The 13,852-nt window shown below is 46.2% G+C and carries 13 protein-coding genes; 8 read left to right on the forward strand and 5 right to left on the reverse strand.

Annotated elements, in window-relative coordinates; translation table 11 throughout:
- Window positions 1-65: 65 nt before the first annotated feature.
- A complete protein-coding gene (locus QUA34_RS02115; protein ID WP_333383723.1) occupies window positions 66-1,775 on the reverse strand; it encodes an ABC transporter ATP-binding protein/permease in 1,710 nt (569 codons plus the stop codon).
- Between the two features lie 629 nt (window positions 1,776-2,404).
- Between QUA34_RS02115 and QUA34_RS02120 the strand changes: the two genes are divergently transcribed.
- Window positions 2,405-3,628: an RNA-guided endonuclease TnpB family protein gene (locus tag QUA34_RS02120; protein ID WP_333383726.1), complete on the forward strand. Its 1,224-nt coding sequence runs from the start codon at window positions 2,405-2,407 to the stop codon at window positions 3,626-3,628.
- Window positions 3,629-3,774: 146 nt separating this feature from the next.
- Here the strand turns inward: QUA34_RS02120 and QUA34_RS02125 are convergent, their stop codons facing one another.
- Complete coding sequence (locus tag QUA34_RS02125; protein WP_333383729.1) at window positions 3,775-5,478, reverse strand: NAD(P)/FAD-dependent oxidoreductase; 1,704 nt, start codon at window positions 5,476-5,478, stop codon at window positions 3,775-3,777.
- A gap of 93 nt (window positions 5,479-5,571) precedes the next feature.
- Here QUA34_RS02125 and QUA34_RS02130 point away from each other — a divergent pair, with 93 nt between their 5' ends.
- Window positions 5,572-6,486: a PPC domain-containing protein gene (locus QUA34_RS02130; RefSeq protein ID WP_333327242.1), complete on the forward strand. Its 915-nt coding sequence runs from the start codon at window positions 5,572-5,574 to the stop codon at window positions 6,484-6,486.
- A gap of 184 nt (window positions 6,487-6,670) precedes the next feature.
- Here QUA34_RS02130 and QUA34_RS02135 read toward each other — a convergent pair whose 3' ends face one another.
- Together QUA34_RS02135 and ribD are read right to left on the reverse strand one after the other, a co-directional pair.
- Window positions 6,671-7,282 (reverse strand): hypothetical protein, encoded by a 612-nt coding sequence (locus tag QUA34_RS02135; RefSeq protein WP_333383731.1) that lies wholly within the window; start codon window positions 7,280-7,282, stop codon window positions 6,671-6,673.
- Window positions 7,283-7,334: 52 nt separating this feature from the next.
- Window positions 7,335-8,510, reverse strand: coding sequence for a bifunctional diaminohydroxyphosphoribosylaminopyrimidine deaminase/5-amino-6-(5-phosphoribosylamino)uracil reductase RibD (ribD, locus tag QUA34_RS02140; RefSeq protein WP_333383734.1), 1,176 nt, complete (start codon window positions 8,508-8,510; stop codon window positions 7,335-7,337).
- Between the two features lie 192 nt (window positions 8,511-8,702).
- Between ribD and QUA34_RS02145 the strand changes: the two genes are divergently transcribed.
- Together QUA34_RS02145 and QUA34_RS02150 are read left to right on the forward strand one after the other, a co-directional pair.
- Window positions 8,703-9,563 (forward strand): FAD-binding domain-containing protein, encoded by an 861-nt coding sequence (locus QUA34_RS02145; protein WP_333383737.1) that lies wholly within the window; start codon window positions 8,703-8,705, stop codon window positions 9,561-9,563.
- Window positions 9,564-9,931: 368 nt separating this feature from the next.
- The gene (locus tag QUA34_RS02150; protein ID WP_333383740.1) at window positions 9,932-10,345 is read left to right on the forward strand and encodes a hypothetical protein; all 414 of its coding nucleotides are present in this window, start codon (window positions 9,932-9,934) and stop codon (window positions 10,343-10,345) included.
- A 123-nt stretch (window positions 10,346-10,468) separates the two neighbouring features.
- Here QUA34_RS02150 and QUA34_RS02155 read toward each other — a convergent pair whose 3' ends face one another.
- On the reverse strand, window positions 10,469-11,008 hold the full coding sequence (locus tag QUA34_RS02155) for a cyclic nucleotide-binding domain-containing protein (RefSeq protein WP_333383743.1): 540 nt from the start codon (window positions 11,006-11,008) through the stop codon (window positions 10,469-10,471).
- Window positions 11,009-11,156: 148 nt separating this feature from the next.
- Between QUA34_RS02155 and QUA34_RS02160 the strand changes: the two genes are divergently transcribed.
- From QUA34_RS02160 to QUA34_RS02175, 4 genes are all read left to right on the forward strand, one after another.
- Window positions 11,157-11,435, forward strand: coding sequence for a hypothetical protein (locus tag QUA34_RS02160; protein WP_333383746.1), 279 nt, complete (start codon window positions 11,157-11,159; stop codon window positions 11,433-11,435).
- A gap of 231 nt (window positions 11,436-11,666) precedes the next feature.
- Window positions 11,667-12,776, forward strand: coding sequence for a hypothetical protein (locus QUA34_RS02165; RefSeq protein ID WP_333383749.1), 1,110 nt, complete (start codon window positions 11,667-11,669; stop codon window positions 12,774-12,776).
- 324 nt (window positions 12,777-13,100) lie between these two features.
- Window positions 13,101-13,364, forward strand: a complete 264-nt coding sequence (locus tag QUA34_RS02170; RefSeq protein WP_333383751.1) for a hypothetical protein — start codon at window positions 13,101-13,103, stop codon at window positions 13,362-13,364.
- 6 nt (window positions 13,365-13,370) lie between these two features.
- Window positions 13,371-13,829 carry a type II toxin-antitoxin system VapC family toxin gene (locus tag QUA34_RS02175; RefSeq protein ID WP_333383783.1) on the forward strand — a complete coding sequence of 153 codons (459 nt, stop codon included), beginning with the start codon at window positions 13,371-13,373 and terminating at the stop codon, window positions 13,827-13,829.
- The last annotated feature ends 23 nt before the right edge of the window (window positions 13,830-13,852 follow it).

Raw genomic sequence — 13,852 nt, forward strand, 5'->3', positions numbered from 1 at the left:
GCACGCCTGGAATTTTGAGGCGGATACGGTAAAGACCATTACTTGCAGTGGGGCCATTGCATTTTTTAAGTAAACTCGGCGAGATCGGGGCTGTAATCTTTAGCCGATATCAGATGCCAATTGGTATTACCAACTAGCCTTAAGACCTGCTCGTGATACTGTACCAAAGTCGGACGGTGACCGACACTGATAAAGGCAGTTCCTGTTTCTTTGAGCAACTGATAGAGCCGTCTCTCGTTAGCCACATCCAATGCACTCGTTGATTCATCCAAAATAGCGTAGCGAGGTTTAGTCAGCAGTAGGCGTGCAAATGCTAACCGTTGTTGTTCTCCTAGTGACAAAACATCAGCCCATTCCAATTCCACATCAAATCCACCTACCCGTTCTGGCAAATGGGAAAGATTGACTTGTGCGAGTATTTCGTGCAGTTGTTCATCAGTAACTTGACCGCTGGTGTTGGGATATAGCAATTGGCTGCGTAAGTCCCCTAGCAGCATATAAGGCCGTTGGGGCAAAAACAGCGTTTCCTCCGGTTTAGGACGGACAATGCAACCCGTACCCGCATTCCACAATCCTGCGATCGCTCGCATTAACGAACTCTTGCCAGCGCCAGAAGGTCCAACAATCAAGACGCTTTCACCGTGCCCCACCTTGAAAGATAAATCTCTAACTAAGATTCGCTCATAGTTAGGCGTCTCTAAGGTAACCCGTTCGAGGGCTAGATAGTGCTGTTCCACAACATCAATCGTTGCCATGCCGGCTCGAGGTGCTGCCATTTGCTCGGACAGAACCCGATCAAATGTTCCTAAACGATTAATCTGAGTGGTAAAGTTAGTTATCATATCAAAATTCTCGGCAATAAAGCCCAGGGCACTTAAAATAGACACAAACGCTCCAGAAGCTTGCGTTACCTGCCCAAAATCTATCTGACCCGCAAAGTATCGAGGAGCTAAAAAAACTATAGGTAAATTTGTAAATATCATCCCGGTTCCTTGGGTAAATAAACCAAGGTTACGCTGCAAGACAATCAGGTTATTAAAATTATTCAAAACTTCATTAAATCGCTGTGATACTGCACTATATTCACGCTCTTCACCTCGGTAAAATGCAATGGATTCACTATTGTCTCGAAGATGAACCAAACTATAGCGAAAATTTGCTTCTCGTTGTAACTTATTGAACTTTAATCTACTTAATCTCTTCCCTATAAAGATAGTGAAAACAGTTTTAAAACCAGCCAGTATAAATACAACTAAAGTCAGTGCCTTGTCAATTGTAAAGAGAACGCCGAGAAAAGAAATTATTGTGACAACTTGGTTGAATAATAATCCCCAAATATCAATATTTTGCTTAACAAACAAATTAACGTCTTCAGCTAAACGTTGATCGGGATTATCAACCTTATCATTGAACTTAATTTTGTAGAAACCTTGATTGCTAAAATATTTCTTCAGTAAGTGATTCGTTAGCCACTTTCGCCAGTAGAGTTGCAGTACATTTTGCGAATAGAAGAAGAAAACCATAATGGGCGTGAATATGGCAAACAGACCCAATAGCATCAGCCACATCTTATAGAAGTCTGAAACATTCTTTCCCGTGACTGCATTCATCAAGTCCCGCATAATATAGCTCTGGACTATGCTCACAGCATTGAAACCTAGCATTAATAACATTACGAGGGCGAACAACCCCCTAGCTCCCCATTTTTCTCTGGAAAAGAAGTAGGGGTTTGCGATCGACCAAAACTGCTTTACCGACTGCTTCAATTGATTCATCTTTTCTTATGGGTAGGAAAAATTGTGCTTTGGTGGAAACTACCTGTAGCGGATGGGGCAATTCTCATCGTTCTTGTCCATCAGCGACACCTGGTATGGGTGATGCTCCCGTGGTACTTCCCTAATGATGCTCGGATAACTTCAGAATTTATATCTTAAGGTAGATGACAGATTTTAAACATCAGTAATTTTACTGAGTTAATGCAACTTACCCGGCACACGGGGTAAGTTCCGTCTGAAACCATTGCGAGGTGAGACTTGCCCGGAGCCTCCAAGTCTTTTACATAAATACAATCTCTTACAACCCTTATGTGGCTGGGTTTTTGCTTAAATTCATCCTCGAACAATACTCTCGCCCTAAATATTGAGAAAATCTTAAATACATGACTACGGTTTGTCGGCAGTCAAGTCGCTAAAACCGAGACGGGAAAAAGAATACAGCCCCCAGAACTACCCCCGCAGGGGGTAAGTTCCGATTTAACTCCTCGCTCCTGTTGTCCCCCGCTATAACTGTACCCAGTTTAGCGGTGGGATGAAAGGCAGGGAGATTGTAGGTACGGAAATCTCCAAATCTTTATCGAGGTCGCTGTTTTACTGGAATGTGTATAATACAGTAAGGAGGTAATGAGATGCTGCATACTGCCATCAAGGTTCGACTTGATCCAACATTAGAGCAACAAGCCCTACTGTCTCAGCACTTTGGCTGTGCCAGATGGTGGTGGAACTATGCTCTAAACAAGTCAATTGAGACTTACAAAGAAACGGGTAAAAGCCTTGGTCAGTCAGCACTCAATGCCTTTTTACCCAAACTCAAGAAAGCCGAAGAAACACTTTGGTTGTCTGAATGCTATAGCCAAGTTTTGCAAGCAACAACGCTCAACCTCACAACTGCCTATAAAAACTTTTTTGCAGGTCGTGCTAGGTTCCCGCGCTACAAGTCAAAGCATGATAAGCAATCGATTCAGTATCCTCAAAATGTCAAGGTACTTGATGGGTTTGTTCAGTTTCCGGGCAAAGTCGGCAAAGTTAAAGCCAAGTTGCACAGGAACATAGAAGGAACAATCAAAACCGTAACGGTTAGCTTAGATCCTTCTGGGAAATACTTTGCCTCAATATTGACGGAGAGTGAAGGCGACAATCCAACTGTTTCAACGGCAGGCAAAGTAATTGGAATTGACTTGGGATTGACTCAGTTTGCTATTACGAGCAATGGCTGCAAAGTCTCCAAGTATGATCGCCCCAAGCATCTAGCCAAACACGAGAAAAACCTCAAACGCAAGCAACAAAAGCTAGCTAAAAAACAGAAAGGAAGTAATTCAAGGAACAAAGCCAAAAAGACTGTAGCTAAAGTGTACGAACGGGTAACTAAATCCCGTCAGGATTTTCTACATAAGCTTTCGAGAAAGCTCGTCAATGAAAACCAAGTTGTCGTAGTAGAGAATCTTAATGTCAAAGGCATGGTATGCAATCACAATTTAGCTAAAGCCATATCTGAGGCGGGATGGGGAATATTTGTCAATTTCCTAGCTTACAAGCTAGAGAAAAAAGGTGGTAAGTTGGTTGAAATTGACCGTTGGTTCCCCAGCTCCAAGCTCTGCTCTAATTGCTATTACCAGATTGATAAGCTACCGCTTGATATTAGGAAGTGGACTTGTCCTAATTGCGGTACTCGTCATGACCGTGATGGTAATGCTGCAATAAACATTAGAGCGGAAGGCATCAGGATACTACAGACGGATGGAACAGCCGTTTTTGCTAACGGAGGGGAAGTAAGACCAAAGATTGGACGCAAGTCTGTTCTGAGGCATTCCTCCGTGATGTTAGAAGCCGACACTATAATCGTTTCGATTTAGTGTGGGTAGTTCACAATCAGTAAAATGGCTTTAAGCTGTTGGGCATCTAAATTGTATTTTTGGGCGGGCTAGAAGCCAGCCCACAAGAATTAGATGCACGGGCTAGGAGCAACGGCCAACAAGAATTAGATGTACACCTTACGAGATTATCTAATACTCGGCTTTCTATTGCCAAGATTCCGCGCTCCGGGAATTTTCCGGCTGGGACGGCGACTGTTCAAACTGCTAGCAGATCGAGCATTCAAAGCATCAGCAGAAGGTATCAAACCCAAGTCTTGCAAAATTTCAACAGCCGCCCTTTGTCCAGTTTCGCAACCGCCTTCCATGTAACCTTGATTTTCTAGCGAAGTGTGTTCCCCGGCAAAATATAAATTGCCAACTCGTTCGCCTTCAACGCCGTACATTTGCGTCCACTGTCCGACTAAATAGCAGGAATAAGAACCTTTAGAAAAGCGTTCTCCCGGCCAATAAGCTCGCACAGCTTTGCCCGATCGCAAATTTCTCACTCCGGGAAAAACTCTTTCAAATTGGTTCAAAAATCTTTGTGCTTGGTCTTCGGGAGTTCCGGCACCGATCGACAAACCCTGCTTTCCTCCTGTAAAATTAGTAACTAAACCGTTAGGAGTAGGAGCAAAAGGCGTAGCTTCCCAGGTATTCTGGAATCCTAAATCGCTATAAACAGAAGCCGTCGATCGATAAGGTTCCCGCCAAATTCGGCTGCGGTAGCCAGTAATTAACTTAGAATTAGTACCGTAACCCAACTGCTCGATCGCCCTACGCTTCGGTTGGGGCAAAGGTACGTTAATTTTAACGTCTCGCAGAGTGCTGAACGGCAAAGTTAACAAAACTCGCTCGTAAGTGCGCTCGAAGGCGCTTTGTCCCGATCGCAAATTTACCCGATAGCGGCCATCCGGCAAAAGAGTAATCGCTTCCAAAACCGTCCCCGCCTCGATCGAACCAGACAATTGACCCGCCAAACGGTTGATAATTTGACTGTTGCCGCCGTCAATTTGATAGCGCTCATCGCTGTTGCCGTACAATTCAAAACTGCCAGGTTCAGAACCGATTAAAAACAGCAGATTTAACGCCGACTGTTCTTCAGGATCTCGACCGTATTCAGTCGTGTAAGCAATGCGGAGTAACTGCCTGACAATCGTGCTAGTCTCAGCTTGGTCTACATATTCAGCGATCGAAAGATTGTCCAATCTTTCCGCTGCTTCTGTAAAATCTTGATAGCTAATTTCATCGCCAACCGCCTCCAAATCAGCAGTAATTTTACTCGCTAGTGGCGCAAATTCCGCGATTATTTGCTCAAGAGAAAAGCGGCGCCCTTGAAAGAAAAAAGTATCCTTCACCAGTCCACTCTGCACTTGGGCTAAGTCGATCGCCCGCAAACCCAATTCCGTCGCCAGCGAGATTAAATTAGTGTGGCCGGTGTCAATAAATTCTCCCCCCAGATCCGCCGGAATCAGCGTTCCAGCCACCTTGGGAATAGTGCGAATCCGCCCCCCCACGCGATTCGTTGCCTCGATTATATCGGCGCGCACGCCCGCTTGGCGCAAGCGATAAGCCGCCGTCAAACCCGCAATCCCTGCACCCACAACCAAAATCGGCGATCGTCCGCCCTGTTGAGCAAAAGCTCCCCCTCCCTCCCTGGTAAAAGTCGCAGCAGCGACAGCCCCCGCAGCAGCTAAGCCCCCGTGCAGCAAGCCGCGCCGAGATATGGCAGAATTGGGAATGCCAGCGCTCAGCATCCCCAGCAGTTCATCAGCCGGAATGCCAGTTTCCCTTGATTTCTGAGCAATACTCGCAGCGCGGCGCAGCATTGCCATCAGTCCAGATTTAGCCATAATTAAGACATCCTCACAAAACAAAACTTTGATGTAAACTGGATTCTCGATCGTGCACTTTCCAGACTAAAGTCCAGAGAGATTTTTTTAATAATGCTAACCCTCAGAACACTGTTCGACAGCAAATTTTATCTCGAAAACAACCCAGATGTCGCCGTAGCAGTTGCCAGAGGCACGGTATCGAGTCCCTTCGATCACTACCGAAAAATTGGCAAATTTGAAAATCGCGACCCGAATGCCCTGTTCGACGCCAGCTATTATTTAGACACCAATACAGATGTAGCGGTATCAGCCAAACTCAATGGCTTTTCAGCAGCCGATCACTTTATTAGATTCGGTCAATTTGAACGACGCAACCCCAACCCTTTCTTCGATGTTGGTTTCTATTTAGCAAGCAACCCAGATGTTCAGACAGCAGTCCAAACAAATCAATTTACCCCTTTTGAACACTACTTCAAAGCCGGTCAATTAGAAAACCGCAAAGCCAGCGTTTTCTTCGATCCCAGCTTTTATCTAGAAAAATATCCGCTGGTAGCAGCCGCAGTCCAAAGCGGCGCAGTTAAAAGTGCGATCGACCATTACATTCAATTCGGTCAACAAGAAGGATTGTTGAGCACTCTCCCCGATCCCGCAGACAATTTGAACGCAGCAAAAAGCCTGGGCATTCTCACAGAAATTCAAACTGCGAGCGATTTTGTGGGAGATGCAGAAACAGCCGACATTTACAGTTTCATCCTCAATACTCCCAGCCTTTTCAGTGTAACTGTTGACGGCTTGAGTGCAGATGTTGATGTTGAATTAATTCAAGATCTCAACGGCAACGGCGCAGTTGGATTAGACGATCTTATTGCTTCGTCTAACAATTTAGGCACGGCTTCAGAAACAATTGTCAGCAATGGGCCTTTACCTGCGGGGAGTTATTTTGTCCGCGTTTCTCAATTTCAAGGCGATACAAATTATGACTTGAGATTGCTAGCCTCTCCCTCAGTAATACCGCCCCAATTATAAAATCAAAATAACGTATATAGCAAGCCTAAATCAGTCAAACAAACCCCGACTTCTCCTCACTTATCCTGTCTTCCTTCGCGGTCTTTGCGCCTTCGCGGTTCGTAAAAAAACATCTGGTTCACAAATGATTTAGACTTGCTATAAAACAGGCTGCAAAAAGGGCGATCGACAATTTGCCCAGGTTTCACTTATTAGTTGCTGGCCCGCTGGGAGAAGGCAAAGATTGAACAGGTGCCGGAGGCCAATTAGAGCGACTTCTGCTGAGAGTAGTAGACACCAAAGCATAGCCCAAAATAGCAGGAAGCACGATCGCACTCATAAACACGATCGTCGCAGCCCAAGTCATCGCATTCGAGATCGGGCCGTAATGAGTGCGGTAAGGGTCAAACATGGGTAAATTAGGCATCGGGGCATCCCGCAGCGCGATCGGACGTTTGAACCGCACCCGCCTGTCGTCTAGCTTTTCGAGCAAAATCCAGCCAACTTCCGCCTCTTCCTGGCATAGCTTGTGAAAAATCGCAGGATTGCGGAACAAATCGTTGCTAGCCCGCACAATCTTGTACTCCCAAACCGTCAAATCAACAGAATTGGGTTCAGACTTGGGATTGCCATTGGATCGCGCATTTTCAGGCGCATTAAAATTATCTTCTTGAGATTCGTACCGAGTCAAAACTTCCTCCTCCTCATCGCATTTTTGCCCCGCATCCAATTGTTCGTGGTTCACCAAAAGACCCACAAGCGCAGCCTCCAAGCCGAGACTGCCAATCATCAAACTCCAAATCAGAATTTCAACCATAAAAGGAGTTAAAAGTTAAAAATCAAAAACTCAAAAGACTCGCTTTTAACTTTCAATCTTTAACTTTTAAATAGCCTTCTACCACACAATCTGCACCAACTGTGCGCCAAGAAACCCCCTCTAAAGTCAAAGCATCAGTCATTACGGAAAAGCCCAAATCTCCTACAGGAGTTGGAGCACCTTTGCCACCGACAATTTTAGGAGCAATAAAAGCCATAATTTTTTGAACTGCACCCTCAGCAATTGCCTGAGCGGCTAAAGTGCCACCGCACTCCCAGAGTACAGAAAGAAAAGATCGATCGTACAAATAAGCCATAACATTAGTCGGTGTCAGAGGCGAGAGCTCCACAACTTCCACCCCTTTGGCGATCAAAAATTCCTGAAATTCCGGGTTAACCCCAGGCTCAGTCAGCACCAAAGTAGCCGCCACAGAGGTTTCCCACAACCAAGCCGACTTCGGCAAATCCAAAGTGCGGCTCATCACCACCCGCAAAGGATTATTCCTATCAGGCTTGTGACTCGTCAGCAGGGGATTGTCCAGACGCACCGTATTTCCCCCAACAATCACAGCATCGCAGCCGACGCGCACCCGGTGTACCTCGCTCCGAGCCTCCTCGCCTGTCACCCAAGCGCTGTGGCCGCTACTGGTAGCAATTTTACCGTCCAAAGTCATTGCATATTTCAAAATTCCAAAAGGCCGGCGGTACAAAATCCGGTGCACAAAAGCCTCGTTGAGTTTCTGGCAAGCTTCCCCTTCCACTCCCGCCACCACTTCAATGCCAGCCTCTCGCAACCGGGCTAGCCCAGTTCCAGCTACCAAAGGATTCGGATCGACCATGCCAGCCACTACTTTTGCCACCTTGGCCTTAACTAAAGCTTCGGAACAGGGGGGAGTCCTGCCGTAGTGGTTGCAGGGTTCCAGGTTCACGTAGACGGTCGCTCCTGCGGCGAGTTCCCCCGCTTCCCGGAGCGCAAAAACTTCGGCGTGAGGTTGACCGGCACCGGGATGAAACCCTTCGCCGACAATCTTGCCGTCTCGGACAATTACAGAACCGACAAGGGGGTTGGGTGCGGTTTTGCCGAGAGCACGGCGAGCCAATTCTATGCAGCGGCGCATCATGGCTCGATCGAACTCTTGAACTTCGCTGTTTTCCAGTTGTTTTGTACCTTGCTGCTGTCCGTTAGTTAAGCTGGCGATCGCTTTAGCGTGCGCCGGAAAAGTTTCCATGAGATTTTGGTATGATATCTATCCCTGAGTGTACTGAACTTTGATGCTAATTTTGGCTGCGATCCGACGATCGATTGCGGCTGGGGCAAACTGTACGTTACCAGGAGTGAAGGGCAATTTAGGGCATCGATCCGGCACGCCCGATCGAATAGCTTTAACATGAGTAAAGAATAGCAGGCGCTTGAGAAAACAATGAGTCAGGACATGAAGCGGGAATTTGCCAGCCGCGACGAATTAATTGCCTACGTGCGTGAACAGTTCCCCGAAGCCGCCGGCCGGGACAGCAGCGTACCCCCAACCCCAGGCGGGCGGAAAGCAGCCGAGACAGCCCTGCAACAAATTGACCCCGGCAAGTATGCCTCAACCCGCAATTTCCTCAACGGTGCGGTAACGCGCTTGTCGCCCTATTTGCGCTACGGAGTTTTGAGTCTTGCGGAAGTCCGGGATGCCGTACTGGAGAAGGTGCGGCATCCAGAAGAGGCCGTAAAACTCGTCAACGAGTTGGGTTGGCGGGATTATTGGCAGCGACTGTACGCCGAATTGGGCAAGGGCATTTGGCAAGACCGGGAACCCTACAAAACTGGTTACACTGCTAAAGATTACAGCGAAACTCTGCCACAGGATGTCGTCGAGGGCTCGACGGGTTTGGTTTGCATCGACAGTTTCAGCCGGGAGTTGCTAGAAACAGGTTATTTGCACAATCACCAGCGGATGTGGACTGCCGCTTATCTCGTACACTGGCGCCACGTGCGTTGGCAAGCCGGAGCTCGCTGGTTTTTGCAACATTTGCTAGATGGAGATCCGGCGAGCAATAATCTTTCTTGGCAGTGGGTAGCAAGCACTTTTAGTCACAAACCTTATTTTTTTAATCGCGAAAATTTGGAGCGTTACACGAAGGCGGTTTATTGTCGCGATTGTCCTCTGTATGGGCAATGCGATTTTGAGGGAACTTACGAATATTTGGAAGGGCAGTTGTTTCCTCATGGAGAAAAGGTCGATCGTAGCGGTGGTTCTAAAAGTTGGCAAGGCTCTAAAAAAGGTCGCAGAAATTAAAAAGTTATTAGTCAGTAGTCAGTAGTCAGTAGTCAGTAGTCAGTAGTCAATAGTCAGTAGTCAGTAGTCAGTAGTCAGTAGTCAGTAGTCAGTAGTCAGTAGTCATAAGTTAACAATTAACAGTCAACAGTCAACAATTAACAATTAACAGTCAACAGTCAACAATTAACAATAGACCTCTTGCAAAATAATTTTATGCTATAATCAAAGGTTTGGCTTAAGTAGAGCAGATTGCAGGTTATATCAGCACTTGACAATTATGAGTTGGCTCTCAGGTCTAAAACTCAAAACCTTTAATTCTAACATAGATTTTTTTTGCAAGAGGTCTAATTAACAGTCAACCATCAACAGTCAACAATTACTAATTTATGAACAATCCGATTATTTGGCTGCACGGCGACTGTTTGAGTCCTGAAGGCCCGGCTTTTCAAGCGCACCCAGAGGCACCGGCAATCTGGGTTTGGGATGATGCGCTGATTGATGAATGGCAGTTGAGTCTCAAACGCATGGTGTTTATTTACGAATGTTTGCTGGAGTTGCCGGTAGTTATTCGGCGGGGCGATGTGGCTGCCGAAGTTATCGGTTTTGCGATCGAATCCGGCGCCAATCAAGTGGTGACTGCGGAAAGTCCTAGTCCTCGGTTTCAGGATATTTGCCGGGAAATTAAGCGATCGCACCCAGTAGAAGTTTTGCCACCGGAAGCCTTTGTTCGCTACGATGGTTACATTGATTTGAAGCGCTTTTCCCGCTATTGGCGCGTCGCTGAAAAATATGTTTTCTAATTGGGAATTGGTAATTGGAAATAGGTGTTACTTTCTCTTCTTCCTTCTTCCCTCTTCCCTCTTCCTTCTTCCTGAAATCCGTTACATCCGTTACAGAATCCGTTGCCGAACTTCCCTCTTCCTTCAACTCCTCTTCAAACGCTCCAACAGCCATTGAAATCTCGATTCCGCCAAATCTGGATTTTCGACATTTTGCGGGATGGCGTCCTCGTCGTCGGGATCTTGATATATTAAACAATCACTCTCATCGCCGAAGCGTTTGACTGTACCCCGTAGTCTCGACGACAGAAATTTGGTAATCGCCCGATAAAACCGCAGGGAAAAAAGCACGTCTTGCTCAAGTTTTTCAGTTAGTAGGCGCCGGGGAATTGACAGGATGAGGCACTCTTCAATTGCCGTGACGCTAGCAGAAGGAAGCCTCCCGTCTACAAAAGACATTTCGCCTAACACTTCCCCGGAAATAATTTTTCCAATTTCTTTGTCGCCCAAAGATGATACAGCAACGCTCAAAGTTCCCTCCAGAACTATGTACAGGGCGTCTAAGGGCTTACCTTCAGTGATCAGAGTTGTGCCGGGGAGGACTTGGGTGCGGGTGCCGTTGGCGAGCATCCAATCGATGTCGCGATCGCTCAATTCGCCTAATATAACTAGAACTTTGCTCATAAAGTCAGATTGAGATGAGATAATTTGTATTTTTTGACTTGTTTAGTTGCGTGCTGTTGTGAGATGGTCAGACCCTGAGCGAAAGCGAAGGCTAAACTTTACAAATAGAACACTAAATTTTACACAATTTTCATAAAATTCAGTAATTTTGACACGATCGACCCACAAATATTTCTCGGAGCGGTGGTATTATTCTACATTAATTGTCATGGACTGTGCAGCAGCCGATCGCGTTGTATTAACTGCACTTGCTGTGGACGGCGGGGCTGCCAAAACTGTTTTGAAAGCTTGTTGTCTCTTGGTTTCGAGCTGGTGCGCCCTCAAAAACCGGATTTTTCCGGCGTGGCTGCGAGTGCAGCGCCCCCAACTACAGTATTGTAGAATGCAACCGAAACGCACGATCGACCCCTCAATTAAACAGGATTAAGGATGAAATCATCCCTAGGATTGATTTTTTGCCGATCGATCTGTAAATTAAAATTAGCCTCTAAACCCGGCGTCGGTTCTTAAATCTAATCAGCTTGAGAGTTGACTATTCAACGGTAAAATGGCAATCTAGGAACAACACAACTCATATTTGTGTCTTTTTTTAGCAAAGCTCTCGACGGTCGCCCTCAAACACTTACACTTTTAACACACCCTTCATTGAGGAGTTTCTATGAATAGTCTATTTTCCAAGTCTACTTTTGCGTTAATAAATCTTGCAGCTTTAGCTGTTTGTTGCAGTACCATGTCAGCGAAAGCTGAAACTGGCAACTTGCCCGATGTCGCTACAACTGCAACAATCGCAGCTCAAAATATTGACCAAATTTCTGAGCCGACGGCAACTTCATCAGTTAAACCCGACGCAGAAACAACGGCTAGTAATAAAAAAATTGATTCGATCAGTTGGAGCGAACTAACAGAAGCGGCAGAGTCAGCAGCCTCTGAATCGGCCGCCAACTTGCAAGTATCTATTGCTGCACCCGAAAAAGCGGAAGCAGCAACATCTGAAATTGCTGAGACAGAAACAGCGCAAAATACATCCATTGCTGCTGAGACCCAAAAGTCGGAAGAAACCGCTAAAATTGCTGATAATGGTGTCAAAGTGCAGTCAACAGTCGAGACTGCCAAAAAGAGCGATCGACCTACCTCAATTGTTGCCCAGAGCAATAATCTGGAAGTAACAGCAACGAAGGAAGAAAAAGAAGTCCAAACAGCACAAGAATTGTTGAGCAATCCTGTCAGCACTTCCGCATCAGCTTTGACAAACCAACCGAAAGTTGCTGAAAAACCTGCAACTGTCTCGGAAGCAACTGAAAAAGTGGCTCAGGGAACTCAAATCCGACCAGGCCGAGCTACCCGTTCTGGGCCCAGCTACATCGGCATTGGTGGCAATGTAGGTTTTGGCGGAGATTCAGCCTTAGGCGACGGTTCATTTGCGATTATTAGCAAAATCGGTTTGACGAACAATTTGTCGGTGAGACCGACTGTTTTGTTGCGCGACAACTTAACTCTTCTAGTTCCCGTTACCTTCGATTTTGTATCTCAAGAGACCGTCGAAGTTAGCGAGGATTTTGTGATTAGTGCTGCTCCCTATGCAGGTGCTGGCGTGATAGTTACTACCGGGGATGACGGTAATTTTGGCTTCCTGATTTCTGGGGGTGTAGATGTGCCGCTGACGACAAATTTAACAGCAACAGCGGGATTGAATATTGGTTTTGTTGACGGAGCTGACGTGGGATTGTTAGTCGGTGTCGGCTATACGTTCCCGAATCTTGTCAGGTAGTGTTGCTGTTTGAGCAAACACAGGACAAATAAATAGGCGCGGGGTTGACTGTATTCCTACAGTCAACCCTTTTTGATGATGGAAAATCTGCCTATGCGATCAATGTAGGGTGCGCCACAAGCACAGAGCGGTAATGTAGGGTTTGAAATCTTCGTAGAAACCGGGCTTCTTTACTCGTCTAGGACGCACCAGCCCGATTGATGAAGGATAATAGGTCGTTTCAGCGATCGATATAAGTCCAGAAACCCGGAATATCCGTGACGCAAGCGAAAGTCTGATAGTTGTATAATAGACAAACTAGCCAAGCGTAAAAAGTAGAGTCCTATGCCCCAGGGAATCTTCAACAAAATCCTCAATCAGCTTGACACTCTGGAACTGCTAGAACTACAGCAACTAGAGCGGGCTATTGGGATATATCTGGCCCAGAAAGAACAAACTGCTCAACGGACAAAATTGCACCAAGCGCTGTTAACTTCTGGTTTAGTAAAAAAAATCAAGCATTCTTCTGGGAGTCAGCAAACAGAACGGCGACTAATTCAGGTACAGGGCAAGCCTGTTTCTGAGACAATTATTGACGAACGCCGCTAGATCACAATTTATTTTGTAGATAGCAGTGCGCTGGTCAAACGCTACATTAATGAAATAGGTTCGGCATGGGTTTTGAGTTTGTGCGATCCTGCACTTAACAACGATATATTGATTGCTGCTATTACAAGTGTTGAAATTGTTGCTGCAATTACCAGAAGGTCGCGCGGCAGAAGTATCAACGCGACAGATGCTACAGCAGCGTGCAATCAGTTCAGGAGTGACCTACAATCTGAGTATCAGGTTGTAGAATTCACCGAAAGCATTATTAACTCTGCAATGGCATTAGCTGAAACCTACGGATTGCGAGGCTATGATGCTGTGCAGCTAGCAACAGGCTGTGGCATAAATAACCTTTGCACAGCTAACAGTTTGCCTGCGATGACTTTTGTATCTGGTGACGGGGAGCTGAATGCAGCAGCAACAAGTGAGGGTTTGATAGTTGAAAATCCCAACAACTACCCGTAAGGTCGCAAGCCCGTACAGTAAAA

The sequence above is a fragment of the Microcoleus sp. POL10_C6 genome, from assembly GCF_036701585.1.
Taxonomy (GTDB): Bacteria; Cyanobacteriota; Cyanobacteriia; order Cyanobacteriales; family Microcoleaceae; genus Microcoleus.